Consider the following 22,305-nt stretch of genomic DNA (forward strand, 5'->3'; position numbering starts at 1 on the left):
GAGCAGGGTGGAGGTCAGGGTGGGGTGGGGGGCGCCGTGGTGGCCCTGTGCTGGGCGTGCAGGAACAGGGCTTGCACGTGTTCCTGCCCCTCGATCAGGTGGTGACGCAGGGCGTGTTCGGCGGCGGTGGCATCGCGTCGGCGCATGGCGTCGATCACCGGGCGGTGCGACTCGGCGATCAGGTTCGGGTCGCGGTAGCTGCCCTCGGTCAGGGCCAGGATCATGCGGATCTCGGTCTGCATGTTGCTGAACAGCCGGTGCAGGTAGGCGTTGCCTGAGATCTCGCAGATGCAGGCGTGGATGCCCAGGTCCAGGGCCACGCGTTCGGCCTGACCCAGGTGCGGGGCCTGGGCCACCATGTGGTCGACGCGGGCCTGCAGTTGCGCCAGTTGTTCGTCGCTGGCCTGGCGGCAGGCCAGGCCGGTGGCCAGGACCTCCAGCCCGATGCGCACCTGGAACAGGTCGTTGATCTGCTGCAGGTCCAGGGTGCGCACCGTGAAGCCATAGCGCGGGCGCGCCACCAACAGGCCCTGGCTTTCCAGGCGTCGGGCGGCTTCACGCACCGGGGCACGGCTGACACCCATCTGGCGCGCCAGTTCGGCCTCGACGATGCGGGCGCCGGGGGGCAGACGGCCTTCGACGATGGCCTGCTGCAACTGCGCCTCGACCACGGCCACCAGATCGGGCAGATCGATGGACGAAAAGCCGGGGGCAGCAGAGGGGACAGCGCGGGTTTCAGGTTGAGGGGCGGCGATGGGGTTCATGGTGTGGCGCGGCGTTGTCTCGACGGGGTCTTTGTCAGGGCCGTTACTTTAAGCGCCTGGGCAAGGCCAGATAGACCCCGGCCGCGCCGATCAGGGCCATGCCCCCCAGCGCCAGGGCGTCGGGCGGGCGCTGGAACCAGAAGGTGCTGATCAACACCGCCAACAGCAGTTGCAGGTAGTTCATCGGGGCCAGCACCGAGGCCGACACGCGTCGAAAGGCGGCCAACAGCAGCAACTGGGCCGCTCCGCTGACGAAGCCGCCGGCCACCAGCGCCGCCAGTTCAAGCCAGCCCGGCCAGGCCATGGGGCCGGTGAACAGGGCGGGCAGGTTGGTCACCACCAGGCACATGGCGGCCATGTAGGCGTATTGCGCAGGGGCCGGCACCAGGCCTGACAGGCGCCGCGTGAGCACCTGGAACAGGGCATAGCACACGGCGGCCAGCGCCATCAGCAGCGTACCGGCCAAGGGCAGGGCACTGCCGGGGCGCACGATCAGCAGCATGCCGGCAAAGCCGACCAGCACGGCCACCCACTGCACACGCCCGACCTGCTCGCCCAGCACCCAGGGCGACAGGGCCACCATGATCAGCGGGGCGGTGAAGTAGATCGCGGTGGCCTCGGCCAGCGGCATGCTGGCCAGGGCGGTCATGAAGCTGGTCGCCACGATGGCCAGCATGAGGCTGCGCAGGAACAGCAGCTTCTGGTGCGGTTGGCGCCACAGCCGCCAGTCGCCATGCCGCCACAGCAGGACCGCGGCCATGCTGCCCACGGCCACGTAGCGGGTCAGGTTCATCAGGGTGGCCGGGTAATGGGCCAGCATCTGCTTGGCAAAGGCGTCGTAGCAGGCAAAGGCCAGCAGGGCGGCGAGGAACAGCAGCATGCCCTGGCGTTGTTGTGTGGCGGCAGTGGCCTGGGGCGCTGCCGCCTGAGCCCTTGGGGCGAGGGTGTCAGCCATGCAAGCCTTCCAGGAACGCCTTCAGGCCGGGGCCGATGGCCTCGACCATGTAACCGCCCTCCTGGACCACCACGGTGGGCAGGCCCAGCTGGCGCACCCGGCGGCCGACGTCGCGGTAGGCGTCAAAGTCGAGCCGCAGCACGCTGATCGGGTCGTCTTTGTAGGTGTCAAAGCCCAGGGCCAGCACCAGGGCCTGGGGGGCGAAGGCCAGCAGCGCGGCTTGCGCCGCGTCCAGTGCCTGCGCGAACTCTGCGTTGCCGCTGCCGTGCGGCAGCGGCAGGTTCAGGTTGCAACCCGCGCCGGGCCCGGTGCCTCGTTCTTCGGCATAGCCGGTGTAGAACGGAAAGTACTGGGCCGGATCGGCGTGGGTGGAGACCGTCATCACCTCGGCGCGGTCGTAGAAGATGTTCTGGGTGCCGTCGCCGTGGTGGGCATCCACATCGAGCACGGCCACGCGGCCGAAGTGTGCCTGCAGGCGGGCCGCGGCGCAGGCGTTGTTGTTGACAAAGCAAAAGCCGCTGGCCCGGTCGCTGTGGGCGTGGTGGCCTGAGGGGCGGCACAGGGCGTAGGCGGCGGGGGCCCCGGCGATCACTGCGTCGGCGGCGGCCACGGCGCTGTGGGCCGAGCGCAGGATGGCGCGCCAACTGGGCGCGCCCATGGGGCAGGACAGGTCGCCCAGGTAGTAGCCGGTCTGGGCTACCAGCGAGGGCGAGGGGCAGGGCCTGCGGCGCAGGCCGGTTTGCGGTGCCGGGTACGGCGCCAGGTTGGGCAGCACCTCGATGCCGGGCTCGACGCCGGGGCGGCGCAGGGCTTGCCAGCGGTCCCAGGCGGTTTCCAGGTAGTCCAGGTAGTGTGGGGCATGCACCGCGGCCAGGGGCTCGCGGCCGAGCTCAGGGGGTTCGTGCACCGGCACACCGCAGGCCTGCAGCGTGGCCTGCAGGGCGCTGGCGCGGCTGGGCAGGTCGGCGGCGGGCATCAGGCGGCCCAGGCGCATGAACTGCTGCGGCGTATGCAGCATCTGGTCGGGCGAGAAGAAGGCTTGCATGGGGCGCTCCGGTGGCCTGGGGTGTTTCTGGCGGGTCTTGCGGTTCAGGCGGGCAGGCTGGCTTCGAACAGGCCGAAGGCCTGGTCCAGGCGAGCGAACAGGGTGTCGAGTTCGGCGGCGCTGATGATCAAGGGCGGGCACAGGGCCACGGTGTCGCCCATGGCACGCACGATCAGGCCCTGCTCCTGGGCCAGTTGGGCCAGGCGCGGGCCGGCCTTGAGGGCGGGGGCAAAGGGCTGGCGGCTGGCTTTGTCGGCCACCAGCTCCAGGGCGCCGATCAGGCCCACGCCGCGGGCTTCGCCCACACAGCGGCGCTGGCCGAACTGGCGCAGGCGGGCCTGGAAGCCGGGCGCGAGTTCGCGCACCCGCGCCAGGATGTGGTCGTCCTCGTACACCTTCAGGGTTTCAAGCGCGATGGCCGAGGCCACCGGGTGGCCCGAGTAGGTGTAGCCGTGGCCAAAGGTGCCGATGCGCCCGCTGTTGGCGGCCAGGGCATCGTGGATGGCGGGCGACACCATCACGGCCGAGATCGGCACGTAGCCCGAGGACAAGGCCTTGGCACAGGTCAGGATGTCGGGCTGCAGGCCGAAGGTGGTGGAGCCGAACATGTTGCCGGTGCGGCCAAAGCCGCAGATCACCTCATCGGCCACCAGCAGCACCTGGTACTTGCGCAGCACCGCCTGCACTTTCTCGAAGTAGGTTTCGGGCGGCACGATCACGCCGCCCGCGCCCATCACCGGCTCGGCAAAGAAGGCGGCCACGGTGTCGGGGCCTTCCTGCAGGATGCGCTGCTCCAGCGAATCGGCCAGGCGGGTGGCAAAGTCGGCCTCGCTTTCACCGGGCAGGCCGTAGCGGTAGTGGTGCGGGCACTCGACATGGCTGATGCGGTCTATCGGCAGGTCGAAGTCCTGGTGGTTGGCCGGCAGGCCGCTGAGGCTGGCGGCCGCCACGGTCACCCCGTGGTAGGCACGCTGGCGTGCCAGGATCTTCTTCTTGGCCGGTTGGCCGATGGCGTTGTGGTAGTACCAGACCATCTTGACCGCGCTGTCATTGGCCTCGGAACCCGAGTTGGCAAAGAACACCCGGGCCATGGGCACCGGGGCCAGGGCCAGCAGCTTCTCGGCCAGTTGCGCCACGGCTGGGTTGGATCGGTGGTTGAAGGTGTGGTAGTACGGCAGGGTCTGCAGGGCCTGGGTGCCAGCCGCGATCAGACGCGGGTGGCTGAAGCCCAGCGAGCTGCACCACAGGCCCGACATGCCCTCGATGTAGCGGCGGCCCTGTTCGTCGATGACATGGATGCCGTCGCCACGGGTGATCACCAACGGACCGACGTCGGCATGGGTGGCCAGGTTGGTGAAGGGGTGCAGGTGGGCCGCAATGTCTTTGGCGGCCAGCTCGCTGGGGGTGTTCATGTTGGGGCTTTCTTGGGGGCGGGAAGGTGTTGGGGCTCAGTAGCCGCGGCGCAGGTCCACCGCGACCTCGGCAGCGTGGCCAGCGTCGATCCGGGCCAGGTTGTCGGCGGTCTGGCGCGCGATGACCGAGGGGTCGGTGCGCGTGGCGATGTGCGGGGTGATGAGGATGCGTGGGTCGGCCCAGAACGGGTGTTCGGGCGGCAGGGGCTCCTGGGTCAGGGCGTCCAGGGTGGCGGCGGCGAGCTGGCCACTGGCCAGGGCGGCCAGCAGGTCGGCCTCGACCAGGTGGGCTCCGCGCCCGACATTGATCAGGTGGGCGCCTCGAGGCAGCTGATTGAACAAGGGCTGGCACAGGATGCCGCGGGTGTCTTCGGTGAGGGGGAGCAGGCACACCAGGGTGTCGCAACCGGCCAGGAACTCGGCCTGCCCGGCTTCGCCATGGAAGGCCTGCAGGCCGGCGGGCAGCCCGTTTTTAGGCGAGCGACTCCAGCCGCGCACGCTGTAGCCGATGCTCAACAGCGCCTCGGCGCAGGCCAGGCCCAGGGTGCCCAGGCCGGCGATGCCGACCCGGTGCTGGCGCGGTGGCTGCACCGGCTGCTCTTCCCAGCGGCGCGCGGCGGCACTGTGCAGGTAGGCCCCCATGTGACGCTGGTGCTGGATCACGGCCCAGGTGACGTAGGCGGTCATGCCCTGGCCCATGTCGGGGTCGATGATGCGGCACACCGGCAACGCGGGCAGGGCCGGGTCGGCCGTGATGTGGTCGATGCCGGCACCCACCGACTGGATCAGGCGCAGCCGGGGCAGTCGGGCCAGCAGGCCCTCGGGCGGGTACCAGCAGACGGCGGCATCGATCTCCTCCAGGGGGCCCAGCTCGGTGCCCAGGCGCAGCCGCGCCTGGGGGAATTGGGCTCGGAAGGCGGGCAGCAGGTAGCTGAAGTCGAGGTTGCTGCTGAGAAAGGCGATGGTCAGGGGGGCGGACATGGCTGGGTCGGGCTCAGGCTTGGTGGGCATTCAGGCGCGGTATGGCATCGATCAGCCGGCGCGTGTAGTCGTGCTGTGGGTTGCCCAGCACCTCGGCACTGGGGCCGTACTCGACCACCTGGCCGCGTTGCATCACGGCGATGTGGTCGCACATCTCGCCGGCCACGCGCAGGTCGTGGGTGATGAACACCATGGCCAGCTGGAAGCGCTCACGCACTTCGGCAAACAGCTTGAGCACCTGGGCCTGCACCGACACGTCCAGGGCCGACACGGGCTCGTCGGCCACCAGCAGTTCGGGTTCCATGGCGAGGGCCCGGGCAATGCCGATGCGCTGGCGCTGGCCGCCTGAAAACTCGTGCGGAAAGCGGTCGGCGGCTTCGGGGCCCAGGCCCACCAGTTGCAACAGCTCCAGGGCCCGGGCCATGGCCACATCGCGGGGCACGCCCTGGGCGATGGGCCCGGCGGCCAGGGTGGGGCCGATGCGGTGGCGTGGATTGAGCGAGGCGTAGGGGTCTTGAAAGACCATCTGGATCTTGCCCTTGGCCTGCTGGCGCAGCGCTGCGCCCGACATCAGGTTGCGTCCCTTGAACAGGATGCGGCCCGATTCGAAGGGGGCCAGGCCGACGATGCAACGGCCCACGCTCGATTTGCCCGAGCCCGACTCCCCCACCAGGCCCAGCGTCTGGCCGCGGCGCAGTTCGAAATTGACGTTTTTGGCCGCGCTGACCTGCCGCCCTTTGCGGAACAGACCGCCGCCCGAGGTGTAGGTCTTGCAAAGGTCCTGCACCTGCAGCACGTGCATCAGGTCGGGCTCGCCTTCGCGCACCAGCGGCGCACCCTGGGGAATGGCGGCAATCAGCTTGCGGGTGTAGGGGTGGCTGGGCTGGCTGAGCACCTGGCGGGCCGGGCCGGCCTCGACGACCTGGCCGGTCTGCATCACCACCACGTGGTCGGCGATCTCGGACACGACGCCGAAGTCATGGGTGATGAACAGCAGGGCCATGCCGCGGCGCTGTTGCAGCTCGCGCATCAGCTTGAGGATCTGCGCTTGCGTGGTGACGTCGAGTGCGGTGGTGGGTTCGTCGGCGATCAGCAGTCGGGGCTCCAGCAGCATGGCGCAGGCGATCATCACCCGCTGGCGCTGCCCACCGGAGAGGCGGAAGGGGTAGCTGTCGATCAGCAGGGCCGGGTCGGGCAGGCCCACATCGGCCAGGGCGGCCAGGATGCGGCTGCGCTTCTCGGCGGCACCGAGCTTCAAGTGGGCGTCAAACACCTCGGCCAGTTGCTCGCCAATGCGCATCACCGGGTTGAGGGCGGTCATGGGCTCCTGGAACACCATGCCGATGCGGTGCCCGCGCAGCTCGCGCATCTGGGCTTCGCTGAGTTGCAGCAGGTCTTGCCCGTCAAACAGGATCTGCCCAGCCACCGGCTCGACATGGGGGCGTGGCAGCAGGCCCATGATGGCATTGGCAATCATCGATTTGCCCGAGCCCGACTCGCCGACCACGCAAAGTGTCTGGCCGGCTTGGAGCGTGAAGGAGGCGCCTTGCACTGCCAGGCGACGGTCGCCGCCCGAGGGCAGCTTGATGTCAAGGCCGCGCACTTCCAGCACAGGGGTGTCGGGCAGGGGATCGTTGGCAGGCATGGGGTGGCTTCCGGTCAGGGCCTCGGCACGGGGCTGGGGGGTGGGCAGATCGTTGGGTAGATCGTGAGGCAGCGCGTTGGGCTTGGGGGTGTCTTGCATCACGGCGTTCATCAGCGTCTCCCATCGAGTCGGGCGTTCAGGCCATCGTTGAGCCCTTCGCCGACCAGGTTGAGGGCGAGCACGGTGAGCACGATGGCAGCGCCTGGAAACACGGCCATCCACCAGGCCTGGCGCAGCACGGTGCGGGCCGAGCCCACCATGTAGCCCCAGCTCATCTGGTTGGGGTCGCCCAGGCCCAGAAAGCTCAGGCTGGACTCCAGCAGGATCGCGGTGGCCACCATCAGCGACGCCATCACCACGATGGGCGAGGCCGCATTCGGCAGGATCTGCGTGAGGATGATGCGCGGCGTGCTTTGGCCGGACAGCTGGGCTGCGGCCACAAAGTCGCGCTGGCGCAGCGTGAGGAATTCACCGCGCACCAGGCGTGCCACGGGCGGCCACGAGACGATGGCGATGGCCGCCACGATGGATTTGACCGAGGGCTCGAAGATGGCCACCAGCACGATGGCCAGCGCAAAGCTGGGGATGGCCTGGAACAGCTCGGTGAAGCGCATCAGCGTGGCGTCCACCCAGCGCCCGAAGTAGCCGGCCACGGCACCGACGCTGACGCCGATCAGCAGCGACACCAGGGTGGAGACAATGCCGATCAGCAGCGAGACCCGTGCCCCCAGGACCACCCCTGACAGGATGTCGCGGCCCAGGGTGTCGGTGCCCAGCGCGAAGCCGCTTTGCTGTCCGGGCTGCAGAAAGGGCTGTTCGACCATGTCCCAGGGGTCGTGGGCCGCCAGCAGCGGCCCGAAGGCCACCACCAGCGCCACCAGCATCAGCACGATGAGGCCGAACAGGGCGCCGCGGTTGCGCCGGAAACGGCGCCAGAAAGAGTTCTTGGAGGGGGAGCTCATGGAGGACCTCAGGCCATTTCGATGCGCGGATCGACCAGGGTGTAGACCAGGTCGGTGAGCAGGTTGAACAGCACGGCCACCGCGGCGGTGACCAGAAAGCAGCCCAGCAGCAGGTTGTAGTCGCGCTGCAGCAGGGCGTCGAACATCAGCCGGCCGATGCCGGGCCAGGCAAACACGGTCTCGGTCAGCACGGCGCCACCGATCATCCCGCCGGCCTGGATGCCGGCCAGGGTGACCACGGGCAGCAGGGCGTTGCGCAGAATGTGGTTGCGCTGGATGCGGCCAGGGCGCACCCCCTTGGCGCGGGCCGTCTTGACGAAGTCCATCTGTGCCACCTCAAGCATCGAGGCGCGGGTCATGCGGGCATAGACGGCCATGTAGAACAGGGCCAGTGTCAGCGCTGGCAGGATCAGGTGCTTGCCGATGTCCAGCACCTGATCCAGACCGCTGAGCTGGGTGCCCACGGTGAAGAAGCCGAAGCCCGGCAGCCAGTCCAGCTGCACGGTGAAGATCAGCACCGCCATCATGGCCAGCCAGTACAGCGGTGTGGCAAAGAAGATCAGCGCCACCACCGTGATGACACTGTCCTGCCAACTGCCCACCCTGCGGCTCGCCATGGCGCCCAGGGCCACGCCGAACAGCAGCGACAGGGCAAAGGCGCTGCCGGTCAGCAGCAAGGTGGCGGGCAGGCGGTCGGCGATCAACTTGAGCACGGGCTGCTGCTGGCGGTACGACCAGCCCAGGTCCAGCGTGGCCACGTGTCCCAGGTAGCTGCCGAGCTGGGTGGACAGGGGCTGGTCCAGCCCGAATTCCTTGCGCAGCTGGGCCACGAACTGGGCATCGGAGGCCCCGGCTTCGCCGGCCAGCACCGAGACCGGGTCCCCCGGGGCGGCTCGGATGAGCAGGAAGTTCACGGTGGCGATCAGCATCAGGGCCAGCAGGCCCTGCACGATGCGGGTGAGCATGTACTGCAGACGTTTCATGGGCAGATCCGGCAAGTGGGGGGCTCAGGGTGGGGGGCTCAGGGTTGAGGTCAGGTCAGTGAGGCGCGGCTCAGGCTGTCGTTCAGGCCGATGCCCGAGCTGATCGGGTTCTTGACCTTGCTGCGGTAAAGCGTGGGGAAGTTGATTTCGTGCAGCCAGGCCACGGGCACTTCTTCGAGCAGCAGCTTCTGTACTTCCAGGTAGGCCTTGGCGCGCGATTCGGGGTCGGTGGCGCGGGCGCCCGCTGCGAACAGGGCGTCGACGCGGCTGTTGCTGTAGCCCTCGACGTTGTTGAAGGGCGAGCCCTTGGCGATGTTGCTGCTGGTGTAGTTGCGGGCCACGCCGAGGGCGGGGTCACCGTACTGATAGACGTAGGTGAAGGCGATGTCGTAGTCCCACTCGTTGAGGCGCTGGTTCCAGCCCGCCACGTCGGTGCCCGTGAGTTCGATCTTGATGCCGGCCTGGGTGAGGTTTTGCCGCACGATCTCGGCCTGGCGCTGCCAGGATTCGCCGTAGGGCAGGGGCAGCAGTTTCAGCGGCTCACCCTTGTAGCCCGATTCGGCCAGCAGCTGCTTGGCCTTCTCGAGGTTGCGCGGGTACTTGGCCACGTCGTCGCTGTAGTACTTGATGTGGCTGTTGAAGGGGCCGGTGGCCGGCTTGGCAAAGCCCTGCCAGGCGATCTTGGCCATGGCTTCGCGGTCGATGGCGAACATGACGGCCTGGCGGAACTTGACGTTGTTCATCGGGGCCTTGCGGTGGTTCAGCCACAGCCACGAATGGGGCGAGAAGAACTCCCAGCCCTTGGTGGTCAGTGTGACCCCGGGCAGCTTGGACAGGCGCACCACGTCGAAGAACTCGACCGCGCCGCCAGGCACCACATCCACCTTGCCGGATTCGAAGGCGGCAGCCCGCGAGGCCGCGTCAGGGATCACGTGGAAGTACAGGCTTTCCAGCAGGGGCTGGCCGGGGGCATGGTAGGCCTCGTTGGCCACCAGCTGGATGTAAGAGCCCTTCACCCATTCCTTGAACTTGAAGGGGCCCGTGCCCATCGGCGTGGCGTTGGCCGGGTTGTTGGCAAAGTCGGTGCCTTCGTAGACATGCTTGGGCACCATGGGCATGGTGCCGGTCTCGAACAAGCCCAAAAAGGGGCCGAAGGGGTACTTGAGCTTGAACTCGACCGTCAGCGGGTCGATGGCCTTGACCGTGTCCAGGCACTCCAGATTGCCGCGCAGGCGGGCGTGGGTCTTGCGCAGGAACACGTCGACCGAGAACACCACATCGGCCGAGCTGAAGGGCTTGCCGTCGTGCCACTTCACGCCGGGCTTGAGCTTGAAGGTGTAGACCAGCCCATCCTTGCTCATGGTCCAGCTGGTGGCCAGCAGGGGCTGCGGGTTGAGCTTTTCGTCGTAGCGCAGCAGGCCCTCGTAGATGTTGCCCGCAATCAGCTGGGTGGGCCCGTTCTGCACCATGCCCAGCATCAGCCCCGGCGGCTCGGGCTGCACCAGAACGTTGAGCACACCGCCTTTGCGGTCCTGGGCGAGCACGCTCAGGGGGATGCCGGCAAGAGACAGGCCGAGTCCGCTGGCAGCGATTTGAAACACGTCACGACGCTTCATGGCAGGAGTCCTTTGTGGGTAGGGAGGGATGAGGGAGGGGGGGGGTGGTGGGGTTGAGTCGGGTTTCAATCGCGGAAGCTGCTGGGCGCGGGGCGCTCCAGGTGCTTGAGCAGGCCCAGCCATTCGCGCTGGTTGGGGTCGGCCTGGCCGGGCAGGCGGTTGCTGTCGCCGCTTTCGTACTGTCGGGCCGTGCGCTCGCAGACCTCGGGGGAAACGGGCCGGACAGCCTGGCCGCTGCCCTGGATGGCCAGTTGCACCCGGCAGGCGCGGTCCAGGTTGAGCATCAGGATCACGGCCTCGGAGACGGTGCGCCCCAGGGTCATGAGGCCGTGGTTGCGCAGGATCATGGCGCGGGCCGTGGGGCCCAGGTCGGCGATCAGGCGCTCGCGCTCATCCAGATCGAGCGCGATGCCCTCGAACTCGTGGTAGACGACCCGGTTGTAGAACTGCAGCGCCCACTGGTTGCACGGCTGCAGCCCGTCCTTCAGAGAAGACACCGCCACGCCAGCCACCGTGTGGGTGTGCAGCACGCATTGAGCATCGTGGCGGACCGAGTGCACCGCGCTGTGGATGGTGAAGCCGGCTGGGTTGACGTCGTAGGGCGAGGGCTCGATGACTCGCCCCTCCAGGTCGATCTTCACCAGCGATGAGGCGGTGATGTCGCGGAACAGCAGGCCGAAGGGGTTGATCAGGAACTGGTCCTCGGTGCCTGGAACGCGGGCCGAAATATGGGTATAGATGCTGTCATCCAGCCCGAAGTGGGCCATCAGGCGGTAAGCCGCGGCCAGGTCTTCGCGAACCTGTTGCTCGCTCTGGCCCGCTGCGGCGGTGGGTTTGGACAAGGTCGACATGCACGCTTCCTTCCAGTTGGCCGGGGCCTTGCATTAGCGCAAGACGCCCCTGTTTGGGTTGATCTTCGACAGAAGACTGTCGACAGTTATCAACTTAGCAGGTTCCGGGCCAGGTTGAAACCGGTTGAAAACCCTGTGCCGGGCTGTCGCATGGGTGACTTTGGTGCCGTTTTGCACCCGCTTGAGGCGCTCGCGGGCAAAAAAAATCCCGCAGGCGGCAAGGCGTGCGGGATTCGGGTGCGCCCCTGATCGGGGCGCCGGGGCCGGGGCGGATCAGCCGCCGCGGCGCATCATGTCGAAGAAGTCGACGTTGGTCTTGGTGGCCTTCATGTTCTTGATCATGAGCTCCATCGACTCGATCTCGTCCATGTTGTACATGAACTGACGCAGGATGCGGGTCTTCTGCAGGATCTCGGGGGCCAGCAGCAATTCTTCGCGGCGGGTGCCGCTCTTGTTGAGTTCGATGGCCGGGAACACGCGCTTTTCGTACAGGCGGCGGCTCAGGTGGATTTCGCAGTTGCCGGTGCCCTTGAATTCTTCAAAGATCACTTCGTCCATGCGGCTGCCGGTGTCGACCAGCGCGGTGGCGATGATGGTCAGCGAGCCGCCTTCCTCGACCTTGCGGGCCGCGCCAAAGAAACGCTTGGGGCGCTGCAGGGCGTTGGAATCGACACCGCCCGACAGCACCTTGCCCGACGAGGGCACCACGTTGTTGTAGGCACGGGCCAGACGGGTGATGGAGTCGAGCAGAATGACCACATCCTTCTTGAGTTCGACCAGGCGCTTGGCGCGTTCGATCACCATCTCGGCCACGTGCACGTGGCGGGCCGCTGGCTCGTCGAAGGTGGAGGCGATGATTTCGCCCTTCACCGAGCGCTGCATTTCGGTCACTTCTTCAGGGCGCTCGTCCACCAGCAGCACCATCAGGTGCACGTCGGGGTTGTTGGCCGTGATGGCGTGGGCGATGTGCTGCATCATCACCGTCTTGCCGCTCTTGGGCGGCGCCACGATCAGCGCGCGCTGGCCGCGGCCGATGGGCGAGATGATGTCGATGATGCGGCCGGTGATGTTTTCTTCGCTCTTGATTTCGCGCTCAAGCCGCATCTGTTCCTTGGGGAACAGCGGCGTGAGGTTTTCGAACATCACCTTGTGCTTGTTCTGCTCGGGCGGGCCGCCGTTGACGGCATCGAGCTTGGTCAAAGCAAAGTAACGCTCCCCGTCCTTGGGGGTGCGCACTTCACCTTCGATCATGTCGCCGGTGTGCAGGTTGAAGCGGCGCACCTGACTCGGGGAGATGTAGATGTCGTCGGTGCTGGCGGTGTAGCTGCTGTCCGGGCTGCGCAGAAACCCGAAACCATCCGGCAGGATTTCCAGGACGCCGTCGGCGAACACCTGCTCGCCGGCCTTGGCGCGCTTCTTGATGATCGCAAACATCAGCTCCTGTTTGCGCATGCGGCCCGTGTTTTCGATCTCAAGCTCTTCGGCTTGCTTCAACACTTCAGACACATGGAGTGCCTTGAGTTCGTTCAAATGCATGGAGGGTCCTGCGTGGACTGACCCGGACAGGGGTCGCCAAAAAATCCCTTGCGGGCTGACTGATTCGGGGGAGGTTTGGGGGGAGGCGAGAGAGGCCTCGCAAACCGGACATTCGATTCGGAAGGTTGGTCTGCCGTCCGATGAATTGCGCTGATTATGACAGGAAAATCAGGCCGCCCGTTTCAGCGCAGCGGGCGCCTGCAAAACACGGCCCGCACAGGGCGGGCCGCTCGGGCATCAGGCCAGTTGCTGGTCGATGAAAGCCGTGAGCGCAGCCTTGTTCAGGGCGCCCACCTTGGTGGCGGCCAACTGGCCGTTCTTGAACAGCATCAGGGTGGGGATCCCGCGGATGCCGAACTTGGCCGGGATGTCGCGGTTTTCGTCCACGTTCATCTTGGCGATCTGCAGCTTGCCTTCGTAGCCGGTGGCCACTTCGTCCAGGATGGGGGCGATCATCTTGCAGGGGCCGCACCATTCGGCCCAGTAGTCGACCAGCACGGGCTTGTCGGCTTGCAGAACGTCGGCTTCGAAGGAGGCGTCGGAGATGTGTTTGATCAGGTCGCTGGCCATGGTGTCGTTTCCTTGGGATGAAGCGTAAGAAAAGGATAGATGCGCTGGAGTTGGCGGCATTGTGACAGAAACCAAGTCCTTTGATGGGGCATCGGGCGCCTATGGGTGACATAGGCAAAAGCCATCAGGCAGGTGTTGTGCGGACGGTCGTCGGGGAAAGCCCGGGGCGTGTCACGCATACTTGCAACCCGGGTGACGCCGCTGAGTGGTGTTCACCACGCCTTTTTTCTGATTTGCCTGCCTTCATGACTTCTGTTGCTTCTTCGACTTCTTCCGTGGCCTCTTCGGCTTTGGCTCCTGCGCATCCTGACGCAGCCCCTGTGGTGGTGATCGGAGGAGGCCCGGCCGGCCTGATGGCGGCCGAGGTGCTGGCCAGCGCCGGGGTGCCGGTACACCTGTACGACGCCATGCCTTCGGTGGGGCGCAAGTTTCTGCTGGCGGGCAAGGGGGGTTTGAACCTGACCCATTCCGAGCCGCATGACCCCTTCATGAGCCGCTATGCCGAGGCCCGGGCTGCGCTGGAGCCTGCGATGCAGGATTGGGGTGGGCCCGAGTTGCGGGCCTGGGCGGCGGGTTTGGGCATCGAAACCTTTGTGGGCAGTTCCGGGCGGGTTTTTCCGACCGACATGAAGGCCGCGCCGCTGCTGCGGGCCTGGCTGCATCGTCTGCGCGGCATGGGCGTGCAGTTCCACATGCGCCACCGCTGGCTGGGCTGGGACGCCTCGGGGGCGCTGCTGCTGCAGGGCCCGCAAGGGCCTGTGGCGGTGGCGGCGCGGGCTGTGGTGCTGGCCCTGGGCGGCGCCAGTTGGGCGCGTCTGGGCTCGGACGGGGCCTGGGTGCCCTGGCTGCAGACACGTGGCGTGGCCGTGGCACCGTTGCGGCCCTCGAATTGCGGCTTTGAAGTGGCTGCCACCGCCAATGGGCGGGGCGAATCACGGCGCGAGTTCATGGGCGAGTTGCTGGGCCACGAAGCCACGCCCAAGACCGGCTGGACCCCCTTCTTTGCCGAGCGTTTTGCGGGTCAGCCCTTCAAGTCGGTGGCTCTGCGGCATGTGGACGAGCAGGGCCAGTTGTTCGAGCGCCGCGGCGAGTTTGTGGCCACCGCCAGCGGGGTGGAGGGCAGCCTGATCTACGCGGTGTCACCGGCCTTGCGGCGTGGCATTGAACGGCACGGCAGCGCCACTTTCGAGCTGGATCTGCTACCCGACCACTCGGCAGAACGGGTCCTGGCCGAGGTGCGCCACCCCCGCGGCTCGCGTTCGCTGTCCAGCCACCTGAAGGGGCGGCTGGGGCTGGAAGGCATCAAGATGGGCTTGCTCAACGAATTGCTGAGCCGGGAGCAGATGAACGATCCTGTCCAACTGGCGGCGGCCATCAAGGCACTGCCCGTTACCGTGTTGGCAACCCGGCCGCTGGACGAGGCCATCAGCACCGCGGGTGGCGTGGCTTTCGAGGGCCTGGATACCGACCTGATGGTGCGCTCCTGCCCGGGCGTGTTCTGTGCCGGTGAGATGCTCGACTGGGAGGCCCCCACGGGTGGCTACCTGTTGACCGCCTGTGCGGCCACCGGGCGTCAGGCTGGCCAGGGCGTGTTGCGCTGGTTGGCCACGCAGATCGCCGCCTGACCCGGGCAAGCGGGCCTTGCCATCGCCGGTGGCTTAGCGCCAGCCGCGGTGCCAGCCGTGGTCGGGGTGATGCCAGCCCCAGCCATAGCGGGGGTGCTGGACCCAGACCCAGCCCACGCCCGGACTGGCATAGGTGGGCGCCACATACACCGGGGCGGGCGCGACGTAGACCGGCCCAGGGTTCACCACCACAGGGCGTGCGGGCATGGGGGCCACGACACAGCCAGTGAGGCTGGCGCCGATGGCCAGTGCGGCCAAGGCGATCAGTGAGCGGGTGGGGGGCGTGTTGAGCATGTAAGACCTTTTGTCAGCATTCTGATACCGATAACGCCCGACGAATGGCGAGGTTGACCCTGTTACCGAGGCTTTACACGACCCGGTTGCGACCCCATTGCTTGGCTTGGTAGAGGGCATGGTCTGCCGCTGCGTAGAGGGTGTCGAAGCTGGCATCGGCATCAGGCGCCGTGCTGGCCAGGCCGATGCTGACGCAGATGGTCAGAGGACGACCCTGGACCCCGGCGGGGGTGTTCTGGACGCGCAGGCGCAGCTTTTCGGCCAGGATGCGCCCGGCTTCGGGGCGTGTGGCGGGCAGCAGCACGATGAACTCTTCACCCCCCAGGCGACCGACCAGATCGGTGCTGCGCACCGTGCCGGCACACAAGGCGGCGACATGGCGCAGCACCTCGTCGCCGGCAGGGTGGCCCCAGGTGTCGTTGACCCGTTTGAAGTGGTCCAGGTCCAGCAGCAGCAAGGTGGTGGGCGTGCCCTGACGCCGGGCCCGGGCCAGTTCGTTGCGCGTCAGCTCGACGAAGGTGGCCCGGTTGAGCAGGGCTGTCAGGCCATCGACCCGGGTCAGGCGCTCCAGCTCGCGCTGTTTGGTCTGCAGCGCCTGGTTGGCTTTTTCAAGGGCGCGCTGCTGCAAGGTGATCATGGCAAATTTGCGCCACAGCAACACCGACAGCGTGAGCCCCAGCAGGCAGGCGCACACGCCGTTGAGGCGGTTGGAGAGCAGGCTTTCGGGCTGGGCCTGAGTCAGGCCCAGGCCCGCCAGAAAGCCCAACGCCGCCAGGGCAAACAAGGCGGCCGATTCGCGCGGCCTCAGGTGCAGCAGCAGGCCCGCCAGCATGCTGCCCAACACAAAAGGGGTGATGTTCGGGGTGACCCACTGATCGATGCACGTGAGCACGGTGGCATAGGCCAACACGGTGATCAGCCAAGCCAGTGGCAACACCTGCCCCGCGAGGCGCCGGGCTCCGTGTCTCAGGTGGTGGTTCAGCCCCATGAAGGCGAGCATCAGCAGCGTCATGGTCAGGTGGGCCCAGAGCAATCCGAACAGCCAGTCGCGCGAGGTGCCGGCGCTCTCCAGCAACACCAGCCGAAAGGCAAAGATCAGGGTTGAGAGCGCACTCAGCCCTGCCAGCAGCGGCGTCAGCATCCGCATGCGGGCCAGGTTGATCTCACCGGCCTGGGAGGCCACTTGATCGTGCTCATGCGCCCATTGTCTGAGCTTGAACTTCAGGGCCGGTCTGTCGAGCAGGAGGGTTGACATGTTGAAGCGGAGCAAAAAGCAGACCATCAAGGATGATGGCAAACCACTCTAAACCGATTTGGGATCCTGCATCGCCTCCGTTGAACGGGTCGAAGTCAGTCCAAGCGGCTTGATTGGCCGGGTGAGTGGCACAATCCGGCCGATTCAATTCGGTGGTGCACCTTTGTCCAAACGCTTTCCCGGCAGACATTTCTCAGGCTTGGCCCGAGGTTTGGTGCTGTTGCTGCTGATTCAGATCGCCGGCACGCTGGGCTACCACCACATCGGAAGACCCACGGCCACCTGGATCGACAGCTTCTACATGACCTTCATCACCATCGCCACGATTGGCTATGGAGAGACGGTTGACCTGTCCACTCACCCCATGGGGCGCTTGTTCACCGTGCTGATTGCGGTGGTGGGCATCGGCACCATGAGTTACCTGTTTTCCACCATGGTGGCCTTGCTGGTGGACTACGACCTCAATGCGGCCATCAGGAGACGGCGGATGCAAAAGGAACTGGACCGCCTCAGCGGTCATTACATTGTGTGCGGCATCGGGCGGGTGGGCTCCAATGTGGCCGACGAACTGGACCTGACCCGGCGCCGCTACGTGGTAGTTGAAACCGATCGCCAGGTGCTGGATTCGTGGCTGGAGCACCACCCCGACGCGCTGTACCTGCACGAGGACGCGGCAGACGATGAGGCCCTGCTGCGCGCCGGCCTCAGCCGTGCGGCCGGGGTATTTGCCGTCACGGGTGACGACAGTCACAACCTGATGGTGTCGCTGTCGGTCAAGCTGATCAACCCGGCGGTGCGGGTGGTGGTGCGGCTGCACGACATCCGCAACGAGAAAAAAGCCCGTCGGGCGGGCGCGGACGAGATCGTGTCACCCGACTTCACCGGCGGCATGCGCATCGCCTCGGCCATGGTGAGGCCGCATGTGGTCAATTTCATGGATCAGATGTTGCACAGCGACGAGGCCATGCGGGTGGAGGAACTGGTGCTGCCAGCGGGCTTTGTGCCTTGCGCGCTGAGCGAGGCCGTGCCTCGCTCGCGCGACTATGTGGTGCTGGCCGCCCACGAAGGCGGGGCTTGGATTTTCAATCCCGATGAAAGCCATTGGCTGCAGCCGGGCAATACCCTGGTGCTGATGACGAGCCCCCAGGGGCGCGAGGCGCTGGAACGGCGTTTCAGCCAGCCCGCCTGAATCGAACAGGTGAAGGCACGAACGGTATGCACATGCCTCGTTTGGTGCCCATGAACCTCCCCGCCATCCCGGGGGCGTTGGGCCTGAGCCGCTGCACAGCGCAGCAATGGCCCCAACTGCTTCAGCAGACCGGTGCCGAGCCTGATCTGGCCAATTTCTACATGCGCCTGCACTATCAGATGTTGGGCCTTGGCGACACCGAATTGGCGATGGAAATGCAGCAACAGGCCTTGCAGCACCGCACGGTCTTTCGCATCGAAGGCTGCGCAGAGCCGCGCTTGCGTTTGTTGGTGCTGATGGGGCCCGGAGGCATGATGGACAACACGCCAGTTGACTTCCTTCTGGAGGACAGCGACATCGAGTTGACCCTGCTGTATGTCCTGCCCGAGGCCCCATGGCCTGATGCCCTGCCTGAGCACGATGTGGCCTTTGTGGCGCTGGCCTCGTCGGGCCGCAACGACGCAAGCCTGCACCGCATCGAGCAGTTGCTTCTGCATTGGCCTCGTCCGGTCTTGAATCGGCCCGAGCACCTTCGAAACTGCTTGCGCGACCAGCTAGGCCGTCTGCTCGGCGGCATTCCTGGGCTGCTGCTGCCGCGGACGCGGCGGCTTTCTCGTGCCGATCTGCTGCGATGGACGGAACTGCCTTGCACCGTCCGCCCGCTGGGCACCCAGGGCGGCCAGGGGCTGGCCCGGATCGGGTATCTCAGCGACCTGCAGCACTACCTCGCCCAACACGCCGAAGCCGAGTTCTACGTGTCGCAGTTCATCGACAGTTCGGGCCCGGACGGCCTCTATCGCAAATGCCGCATCGCGCTCATCGAGGGGCAGGCCTATGCCTGCCACATGGCGATCTCGTCCCATTGGATGGTGCATTACTACTCGGCACCGATGACTCAACAAGCCGCACTTCGCGTCGAAGAAGCTGATTTCATGCAAGGTTTCGAGGCGGGCTTCGGGCGTCGGCACGCCGGTGCCCTGACCGAAATCGCCCGGCGCATGGGACTGGACTACCTCGTGCTGGACTGCACTGAAACCCAAGACGGTCAACTGCTTCTGTTCGAAGCGGACAACCAGAGCTGGATTCACGACACCGACCCTGCCGGCCTCTTCCCTTACAAGTCGGCGGTGATGCAAAAGGCATTTGATGCGTTTCAACGGATGCTGTTCAGGGCGGCGGGCCGGGATGTGGGCTGAAGGCGCTGCTTGGGCACCCGTGCTTTCAGTCGCTTGAGTTGATCAAAGACGCAAAGACGGCGAGAACGGTGGGGCCACGTTGCGGAACCATTCAAACCAACCTTATTGCAAAAATTCGTAACAACATTGATCATGATGCTTGAGCATCAAGGTTGCGTCGGATTACCCAGTTATGAGGGTACTCTGATCGACGCCGGTTCTACGGCTTGACGCCGGTGGCCCCCTTCAACGAAACGGATCTGACATGTTTACACCTGTGATTCGAGTTTTTTGGTTCAGAGGTTTGGTCCGCGGGAGCCTCTGGGTGGCTGCGTTGGTACTGGCGTTTCCGCTGCTGGGCCATGCGCAGGCCACTCGAACCTGGGTTTCGGGCGTTGGGGACGATGCCAACCCCTGCTCGCGGACGGCGCCGTGCAAAACCTGGGCTGGTGCCATTTCCAAGACGGCAGCAGGTGGCGAAATTGATGCGCTCGACCCTGCCGGCTTTGGTGCGCTGACCATCACCAAGGCCATCACATTGGATGGCGGTGGCGGACAGGTGGCTAGCGTACTGGTGGCAGGAACCAACGGCATCGTTGTTGCTGCGGGTGTCAATGACGCTGTGATTCTGCGAAACCTTCGCTTCAACGGCCTGGCCGGGACAGGATCGCCGGGCTTGTCGGGCATTTTGTTCACGAGCGGTGCCAGCCTGCGCATTCAAAACGTCCAGGTCGACCGCTTCGGCTCGAATGGGATTTCCATCAGCGTCTCAAGCGGGGCGCCATTGGTTGAAATTCTGGACACCACCGTGAGTAACTCTGGCAATGGTTTGGCGGTAAATGTGACTGGAGGAACGGCCACGGTTTCTGTGGAGCGCTCCAGGTTCATCATGAGCCTGACCACTTGCAATCCTGTGACACCTTGCGGCAATGGGGTGTTGGCTGCTGGCTCGGGTGCCTCGGTGCAACTATCGAACTCCGTGGTTTTCGGCAATCCTGTGGGTATCAACCCCAGCGGCGGTGGTGTCATCAACAGCTTCGGGAACAACCAGGTTCAAGGAAATACAAGCAACGGTAGCTTCTCAGGCACCGTGTCCAACAACTGATGGCTCATAAAGAAGGGCAGCATCATGAACAAGCTGCGGCAGTTGTTGTGGTGCCAGGCGATTGTGCTTGGCGTGTGTTGCATGTTTTTTGGCAGTCCTGCGTGGGCTCAGGCAAGCCGAACCTGGGTTTCGGGAGTTGGCGATGATGTCAACCCCTGCAGCAGAACTGCCCCATGCGCAACACTTGCGGGCGCCCTTTTGAAAACAGCAAGCGGTGGCGAGGTTGATTTTCTGGACCCCGGGGTTTTTGATGGGAGCCAAATCGGCGGCAGCGCCGCGACACCGGCCACAGTCACCATCACACAGCCCGTCACCATTGATGGTGGTGGTGGTCAAGTGGCTGCCCTGGGCGGCATCGCCGCGGCCGACTCACTGGTCATCAACCTGAGCAACCCGGCGGCAGGCTCGGTGATTCTGCGCAATCTCAGCTTCAACGGCTATGGAGGTACAGGCAACAATGGCATTCGACTGAAATCAGCCACCAACCTGGTGCTGGAACATGTCGATGTGTTCGGCTACGCCCAAAACTGCTTGCTCGTGGAGGCCGGCGCAGCGGGGGCCCTGGTTGATGTCTCGGATTCAACCTTTTCAAATTGCGCGGTAGGCGTTGCCAACCAAGCCGCTGCCCTGCTGAATCTGGGGCAAACCAGCATATTCTTCAACAGCACGGCGGGCGTGGCCTCCAACAATGCTCAGGGCGGTGTTCTGTCCTTCAACTCGTTCAATCAAAACAACCAACAGAACTCCAATGTAGCGACCTATGTCAGTGGCACAGGTGCCTCGCTCAGCGGTGGCAATGGTGGTTGCGCCTTCAATACTCAGCAATTCGTCATCCCATCCAGTGTGGGGGGCAGTGGTCCACCGGCAGGGGTTCAGGTGGCTGGTGCGGGTTTTCAGTTCACCACCAACAACTGTGGATCTGGGGCCACCATCACCATCACGCTCAATTTCGCGCAGGCACTGCCCTCGGGTACCGTTTTATACAAATATGGCCCTGCCACGGCCGGGGCGTCCAGTTCGACCTGGTTCCAGGTGCCCGGGGTGGTGTTCAGCAACAACGGCCAAAGTGTCAGTTTCAGCGTCACTGACAACGGCGTTGGCGACAGCGATCCGACTTTAGGCCTGATCGCTGATCCGGTTGTTCCGGTGATCCCTCCGTCAACCTCCATACCGGCAATGTCCCCCCTCGGTTTGATGGGGACAGCCTGTTGTCTGGCGCTGCTCGGCGCATGGGGTTTTCGCGTTCGTCGGCAGGGCTCAGGCAGTGTTGGATCGCGCAAGTCGTGAAACTGCCTGTGCGCAGGCTTGTCGATGAGACCTTGAACCAGCCGGAGAGCCAAAACCAGATTGCCCAGCGCGTGAGGTGCTCAGGCGGGTTTCAATGGCTTGGCATCTGCTGCATGCTGGGTCCCATGAGCCACCCTGAGGTTCAGGGTTTGATGCCAGGCGAGAGTGCTGCAAATCGTCATCTTGCGCCGGTGGCCCCGACCAAGTGCTTGAAAACCAACGATTTGTGAGAAGAAGTTGACGAGCCTTACCCCCGGCACTGGCTCCACAGTTAGGGCTGCTTGGTTCCCCACCTGACCCGGTTGGCCGCTTCACCATGCGGGGAGGCCCGTCAGCGACGAGTATATGCGATGGCGAAGGGTGTTCCGGGCAATGGCCGCTCAGGTTGGCGTCAATGTTTGGTCGTGTGTTGCCAGGGCAGCATGCGCAGCAAGGTGTTGTCGCGCACGACATAGTGATGCAGCAGGGCAGCGGCGGTGTGCAGGCCGACCAGAAGGTAGCCGATGGTGGCGCCGGTTTCGTGCAGTTCCATCAGGGTGTGGGCCAATGCCTTGTCCGGGGCCACCAGGGGCGGCAATTCGATGCCCCAGAAGAAGGGGATGGTGCGGCCCTTGGCGCTGAGCACGGCCCAGCCCAGCAGGGGCATGGCGATCATCAGCAGGTAGAGCAGGCCCTGCACGGCGTGGCTCAGGCCGGTTTGCCAGCGGGGCGGTGCTGGGGTGATGGCGGGGGTGCGGTCGACCCAGCGCAGCACCAGGCGCAACCAAACAAGCACGAACACGGCCAGGCCGAGGCGGAAGTGCCAGGCCACCAGGCCTGCCCTGAGCGGATCACCCTTGGGGAACAGCTCGTGCAGCTCGACGCAGATCACCAGGGCGACCAGCAGGAAGGCCATGAACCAATGCAGTGCCAAGCTGGGCATGCCGTATCTGTTTTTGGGTGTCAAGGAACGCATGGAGGAACTCCCTCGCTTCAAAAAGGGTTATTTTGAGCCAGAGGCCTGAAGCCAATGTGAAGAGGCTGGTGCCAAGGGGCTGGCCGGGGCACATAGAATC

The 22,305-nt window shown here is 65.4% G+C and carries 20 protein-coding genes and 1 other RNA gene; 5 read left to right on the forward strand and 16 right to left on the reverse strand.

Annotation, left to right across the window (positions count from 1 at the left end):
• Nucleotides 1-14 precede the first annotated feature (14 nt).
• The 12 genes from AC3WUT_RS07020 to trxA form a co-directional block, all read right to left on the reverse strand.
• Nucleotides 15-764 (reverse strand): GntR family transcriptional regulator, encoded by a 750-nt coding sequence (locus tag AC3WUT_RS07020; protein ID WP_492346357.1) that lies wholly within the window; start codon nucleotides 762-764, stop codon nucleotides 15-17.
• A 43-nt stretch (nucleotides 765-807) separates the two neighbouring features.
• Entirely contained in the window at nucleotides 808-1,719 is a 912-nt protein-coding gene (locus AC3WUT_RS07025; protein WP_492346358.1) for a DMT family transporter, read from the reverse strand.
• Entirely contained in the window at nucleotides 1,712-2,764 is a 1,053-nt protein-coding gene (locus AC3WUT_RS07030; RefSeq protein WP_492346359.1) for a histone deacetylase family protein, read from the reverse strand. The genes AC3WUT_RS07025 and AC3WUT_RS07030 overlap by 8 nt, the downstream gene beginning before the upstream one ends.
• Nucleotides 2,765-2,808: 44 nt before the next feature.
• Complete coding sequence (locus tag AC3WUT_RS07035) at nucleotides 2,809-4,176, reverse strand: aspartate aminotransferase family protein (protein ID WP_492346360.1); 1,368 nt, start codon at nucleotides 4,174-4,176, stop codon at nucleotides 2,809-2,811.
• A 36-nt stretch (nucleotides 4,177-4,212) separates the two neighbouring features.
• Nucleotides 4,213-5,157, reverse strand: a complete 945-nt coding sequence (locus AC3WUT_RS07040) for a 2-hydroxyacid dehydrogenase (protein ID WP_492346361.1) — start codon at nucleotides 5,155-5,157, stop codon at nucleotides 4,213-4,215.
• A gap of 13 nt (nucleotides 5,158-5,170) precedes the next feature.
• On the reverse strand, nucleotides 5,171-6,802 hold the full coding sequence (locus AC3WUT_RS07045; protein WP_492346666.1) for an ABC transporter ATP-binding protein: 1,632 nt from the start codon (nucleotides 6,800-6,802) through the stop codon (nucleotides 5,171-5,173).
• 110 nt (nucleotides 6,803-6,912) lie between these two features.
• Nucleotides 6,913-7,764 (reverse strand): ABC transporter permease, encoded by an 852-nt coding sequence (locus tag AC3WUT_RS07050; RefSeq protein ID WP_492346362.1) that lies wholly within the window; start codon nucleotides 7,762-7,764, stop codon nucleotides 6,913-6,915.
• Nucleotides 7,765-7,772: 8 nt separating this feature from the next.
• On the reverse strand, nucleotides 7,773-8,747 hold the full coding sequence (locus tag AC3WUT_RS07055; protein WP_492346363.1) for an ABC transporter permease: 975 nt from the start codon (nucleotides 8,745-8,747) through the stop codon (nucleotides 7,773-7,775).
• 50 nt (nucleotides 8,748-8,797) lie between these two features.
• Nucleotides 8,798-10,363: an ABC transporter substrate-binding protein gene (locus AC3WUT_RS07060; RefSeq protein WP_492346364.1), complete on the reverse strand. Its 1,566-nt coding sequence runs from the start codon at nucleotides 10,361-10,363 to the stop codon at nucleotides 8,798-8,800.
• Nucleotides 10,364-10,428: 65 nt separating this feature from the next.
• On the reverse strand, nucleotides 10,429-11,214 hold the full coding sequence (locus AC3WUT_RS07065) for a class II aldolase/adducin family protein (protein ID WP_492346365.1): 786 nt from the start codon (nucleotides 11,212-11,214) through the stop codon (nucleotides 10,429-10,431).
• Nucleotides 11,215-11,487: 273 nt separating this feature from the next.
• Nucleotides 11,488-12,750: a transcription termination factor Rho gene (gene rho / locus AC3WUT_RS07070; protein ID WP_019573269.1), complete on the reverse strand. Its 1,263-nt coding sequence runs from the start codon at nucleotides 12,748-12,750 to the stop codon at nucleotides 11,488-11,490.
• Nucleotides 12,751-12,987: 237 nt separating this feature from the next.
• Complete coding sequence (gene trxA, locus AC3WUT_RS07075; protein ID WP_492346366.1) at nucleotides 12,988-13,320, reverse strand: thioredoxin TrxA; 333 nt, start codon at nucleotides 13,318-13,320, stop codon at nucleotides 12,988-12,990.
• A 245-nt stretch (nucleotides 13,321-13,565) separates the two neighbouring features.
• On the opposite strand from trxA, the gene AC3WUT_RS07080 reads away from it, so the two are divergent.
• Entirely contained in the window at nucleotides 13,566-14,945 is a 1,380-nt protein-coding gene (locus AC3WUT_RS07080) for a TIGR03862 family flavoprotein (RefSeq protein ID WP_492346367.1), read from the forward strand.
• Between the two features lie 33 nt (nucleotides 14,946-14,978).
• Here the strand turns inward: AC3WUT_RS07080 and AC3WUT_RS07085 are convergent, their stop codons facing one another.
• Together AC3WUT_RS07085 and AC3WUT_RS07090 are read right to left on the reverse strand one after the other, a co-directional pair.
• Complete coding sequence (locus AC3WUT_RS07085) at nucleotides 14,979-15,239, reverse strand: hypothetical protein (RefSeq protein ID WP_492346368.1); 261 nt, start codon at nucleotides 15,237-15,239, stop codon at nucleotides 14,979-14,981.
• A gap of 73 nt (nucleotides 15,240-15,312) precedes the next feature.
• Nucleotides 15,313-16,494: a GGDEF domain-containing protein gene (locus AC3WUT_RS07090; protein WP_492346369.1), complete on the reverse strand. Its 1,182-nt coding sequence runs from the start codon at nucleotides 16,492-16,494 to the stop codon at nucleotides 15,313-15,315.
• A 199-nt stretch (nucleotides 16,495-16,693) separates the two neighbouring features.
• Here AC3WUT_RS07090 and AC3WUT_RS07095 point away from each other — a divergent pair, with 199 nt between their 5' ends.
• The 4 genes from AC3WUT_RS07095 (at nucleotide 16,694) to AC3WUT_RS07110 (ending at nucleotide 21,250) form a co-directional block, all read left to right on the forward strand.
• Entirely contained in the window at nucleotides 16,694-17,683 is a 990-nt protein-coding gene (locus tag AC3WUT_RS07095; RefSeq protein ID WP_492346370.1) for a potassium channel family protein, read from the forward strand.
• Between the two features lie 50 nt (nucleotides 17,684-17,733).
• Nucleotides 17,734-18,879 (forward strand): ATP-grasp domain-containing protein, encoded by a 1,146-nt coding sequence (locus tag AC3WUT_RS07100; protein ID WP_492346371.1) that lies wholly within the window; start codon nucleotides 17,734-17,736, stop codon nucleotides 18,877-18,879.
• A gap of 304 nt (nucleotides 18,880-19,183) precedes the next feature.
• On the forward strand, nucleotides 19,184-19,963 hold the full coding sequence (locus AC3WUT_RS07105) for a hypothetical protein (RefSeq protein ID WP_492346372.1): 780 nt from the start codon (nucleotides 19,184-19,186) through the stop codon (nucleotides 19,961-19,963).
• A 24-nt stretch (nucleotides 19,964-19,987) separates the two neighbouring features.
• Nucleotides 19,988-21,250: a choice-of-anchor U domain-containing protein gene (locus AC3WUT_RS07110; RefSeq protein ID WP_492346373.1), complete on the forward strand. Its 1,263-nt coding sequence runs from the start codon at nucleotides 19,988-19,990 to the stop codon at nucleotides 21,248-21,250.
• A 236-nt stretch (nucleotides 21,251-21,486) separates the two neighbouring features.
• On the opposite strand, the gene ffs is transcribed toward AC3WUT_RS07110, so the two are convergent.
• Nucleotides 21,487-21,583: signal recognition particle sRNA small type (gene ffs / locus AC3WUT_RS07115), an RNA gene on the reverse strand.
• A 58-nt stretch (nucleotides 21,584-21,641) separates the two neighbouring features.
• Nucleotides 21,642-22,172 (reverse strand): cytochrome b, encoded by a 531-nt coding sequence (locus AC3WUT_RS07120; RefSeq protein WP_492346374.1) that lies wholly within the window; start codon nucleotides 22,170-22,172, stop codon nucleotides 21,642-21,644.
• Between the last annotated feature and the right edge of the window lie 133 nt (nucleotides 22,173-22,305).

The organism is Curvibacter sp. EU05-FHT14A10, assembly GCF_058791075.1.

Coding starts and splice junctions, on each gene's coding strand:
- AC3WUT_RS07020 (WP_492346357.1), bottom strand. CDS start 764: ATGAACCCCATCGCCGCCCCTCAACCTGAAACCCGCGCTGTCCCCTCT.
- AC3WUT_RS07025 (WP_492346358.1), bottom strand. CDS start 1,719: ATGGCTGACACCCTCGCCCCAAGGGCTCAGGCGGCAGCGCCCCAGGCC.
- AC3WUT_RS07030 (WP_492346359.1), bottom strand. CDS start 2,764: ATGCAAGCCTTCTTCTCGCCCGACCAGATGCTGCATACGCCGCAGCAG.
- AC3WUT_RS07035 (WP_492346360.1), bottom strand. CDS start 4,176: ATGAACACCCCCAGCGAGCTGGCCGCCAAAGACATTGCGGCCCACCTG.
- AC3WUT_RS07040 (WP_492346361.1), bottom strand. CDS start 5,157: ATGTCCGCCCCCCTGACCATCGCCTTTCTCAGCAGCAACCTCGACTTC.
- AC3WUT_RS07045 (WP_492346666.1), bottom strand. CDS start 6,802: ATGCCTGCCAACGATCCCCTGCCCGACACCCCTGTGCTGGAAGTGCGC.
- AC3WUT_RS07050 (WP_492346362.1), bottom strand. CDS start 7,764: ATGAGCTCCCCCTCCAAGAACTCTTTCTGGCGCCGTTTCCGGCGCAAC.
- AC3WUT_RS07055 (WP_492346363.1), bottom strand. CDS start 8,747: ATGAAACGTCTGCAGTACATGCTCACCCGCATCGTGCAGGGCCTGCTG.
- AC3WUT_RS07060 (WP_492346364.1), bottom strand. CDS start 10,363: ATGAAGCGTCGTGACGTGTTTCAAATCGCTGCCAGCGGACTCGGCCTG.
- AC3WUT_RS07065 (WP_492346365.1), bottom strand. CDS start 11,214: ATGTCGACCTTGTCCAAACCCACCGCCGCAGCGGGCCAGAGCGAGCAA.
- rho (WP_019573269.1), bottom strand. CDS start 12,750: ATGCATTTGAACGAACTCAAGGCACTCCATGTGTCTGAAGTGTTGAAG.
- trxA (WP_492346366.1), bottom strand. CDS start 13,320: ATGGCCAGCGACCTGATCAAACACATCTCCGACGCCTCCTTCGAAGCC.
- AC3WUT_RS07080 (WP_492346367.1), top strand. CDS start 13,566: ATGACTTCTGTTGCTTCTTCGACTTCTTCCGTGGCCTCTTCGGCTTTG.
- AC3WUT_RS07085 (WP_492346368.1), bottom strand. CDS start 15,239: ATGCTCAACACGCCCCCCACCCGCTCACTGATCGCCTTGGCCGCACTG.
- AC3WUT_RS07090 (WP_492346369.1), bottom strand. CDS start 16,494: ATGTCAACCCTCCTGCTCGACAGACCGGCCCTGAAGTTCAAGCTCAGA.
- AC3WUT_RS07100 (WP_492346371.1), top strand. CDS start 17,734: ATGAACCTCCCCGCCATCCCGGGGGCGTTGGGCCTGAGCCGCTGCACA.
- AC3WUT_RS07110 (WP_492346373.1), top strand. CDS start 19,988: ATGAACAAGCTGCGGCAGTTGTTGTGGTGCCAGGCGATTGTGCTTGGC.
- AC3WUT_RS07120 (WP_492346374.1), bottom strand. CDS start 22,172: ATGCCCAGCTTGGCACTGCATTGGTTCATGGCCTTCCTGCTGGTCGCC.